Origin of the sequence: Actinomadura sp. 7K507, from assembly GCF_004348425.1 — a bacterium.
GTDB lineage: Bacteria > Actinomycetota > Actinomycetes > Streptosporangiales > Streptosporangiaceae > Spirillospora.
The window spans coordinates 1-2,151 of the sequence record NZ_SMKK01000486.1 but is presented as its reverse complement, the minus strand read 5'-3'; the positions used below and the strand labels follow the sequence as shown (position 1 = coordinate 2,151).

General features: G+C 69.2%; 1 protein-coding gene. It reads right to left on the bottom strand.

Annotated elements, in window-relative coordinates:
* The coding region (locus E1285_RS44680; RefSeq protein WP_132160967.1) for a type I polyketide synthase at positions 1-2,151 on the bottom strand (2,151 nt) is incomplete at both ends.

Genomic DNA, 2,151 nt, shown 5'->3' with positions numbered 1-2,151 from the left:
CGACGTGTGCTGCGGCCAGTTCTCCGATGGAGTGCCCGGCCAGGTAGTCCGGCCGCACCCCCCATGCTTCCAGTAGCCGGTAAAGCGCCACCTCGATGGCGAACAGTGCGGGCTGCGCCCACCCGGTATCCCCCAACCCACCACCGCCGCCGTTGTCGGTGTTGTTCCACATGACCTGGCGAAGTGGTTCGGGGAAATGGGCCATCACCTCATCGAAGGCGTCGGCGAACACCGGGAACGCGGCGTAGAGGTCTTGGCCCATCCCCAGCCGCTGGCTGCCCTGACCGGAGAACACCACCGCCAACCGCCCACCAACAACCGAACGGCCAGTGACACCGTCCAGCCCGGCCAGCAGTTCATCGGGGTCGGCGCCCAGCACCACCGCACGGTGCTCCAGATGAGCGCGGCCGGTGGCCAGCGAGAACCCCACATCGGCCGAATCCAGTTCACGATCGGACACGTGCTCGGCCAGCCGCCGCGCCTGGGCGCGCAGCCCGGCCTCGGACTTGGCCGAGAGCACCCACGGCACCACCGGCAACTCAACCCGCGCCTCAGGCTCAGGCTGCGGCTCCGCCGCAGGCGCCTCTTCCAGAATCACGTGGGCGTTGGTGCCGCTGATCCCGAACGAGGAGACACCGGCCCGCCGCGGATGCCCGTTGGGCTCCCAGGGCTGGGCCCGAGTAAGCAGTTGTACCGACCCTGCCGACCAGTCCACATGCGGACTGGGCTCATCCACATGCAACGTCCGCGGAAGAACTCCATGCTGAAGGGCCATCGCCATCTTGATGACGCCCCCGACACCCGCAGCCGCCTGAGCATGACCGATGTTCGACTTCAACGACCCCAGCCACAGCGGCCGACCCTCCGGCCGGTCCTCGCCGTAGGCGGCAATCAACGCCTGCGCTTCGATGGGATCGCCCAGAGTGGTGCCGGTGCCGTGCGCCTCAACGGCATCGATCTCGCCGGGACTGAGCCCCGCCCCGGCCAGCGCCTGCGCAATCACCCGCTGCTGCGACGGCCCATTAGGAGCGGTCAAACCATTGGAAGCACCATCCTGATTCACCGCCGACCCACGCACCACCGCCAACACCCGATGACCATTACGCTCAGCGTCCGACAACCGCTCCAGCACCAGCACCCCGGCGCCCTCGGCCCAGCCGGTGCCGTCCGCGGACGCCGCGAACGACTTGCACCGGCCGTCCTTCGACAGGCCACGCTGCCGACTGAACTCCACGAACGTCTCCGGCGTCGCCATCACCGTCACCCCACCGGCCAGGGCAAGAGAACACTCGCCCTGCCGCAGGGCTTGACCGGCCAAATGCAGCGCTACCAGCGACGATGAGCAGGCGGTGTCCACCGCCATCGCGGGGCCTTCCAGCCCGAGGGTGTAGGCGATCCGACCCGGCACCACGCTGCCTGAGCTCGCCCCGGTGACGTAGTCGTGGTACATCATCCCGGCGAACACCCCGGTCGAGGAGCCGCGCAGCGCGTGCGGGTCGATGCCCGCCCGCTCCAGCGCCTCCCACGAGGTCTCCAGCAGCAACCGCTGCTGCGGATCCATCACCAAGGCCTCACGCGGGCTGATGCCGAAGAACCCCGGATCGAACTCGCCCGCGTCGTGCAGGAACCCGCCCTGGCGCACGTACGTGGTCTCCGGCCGTGTCAGCTCCGGATCGAAGAGGCCCTCGACGTCCCAACCGCGATTGGCGGGGAAGGGCGACACCGCGTCGATGCCCTCGGCGACCAGCCGCCACAGCCCCTCCGGCGAGGCCACCCCGCCGGGGTAGCGGCACCCGATCCCCACGATCGCGATCGGCTCATCACTCACCACACCGTGACCGGGCGCCGCCCCGGACACCGCCGGGGCGGCGCCACCGGCCAACTCGCCCAGCAGATACCCCGCCAGCGCCTGCACGTTGGGGTAATCGAACACCAGCGTCGCCGGCAACCGCAGCCCGGTCACCCCCGACAACGCATTGCGCAACTCCACCGCGGTCAACGAATCAAAACCCAGATCCTGAAACGCCCGATCGGGCTGCACAGCCACGTCCGGCCCATACCCCAGCACCTCACCGATGTGCGAGCGCACCAGATCAACCACCGCACCCCGGCGACCGGACTCATCCAGCCCACCCAGCCGCGCAGCGAAAG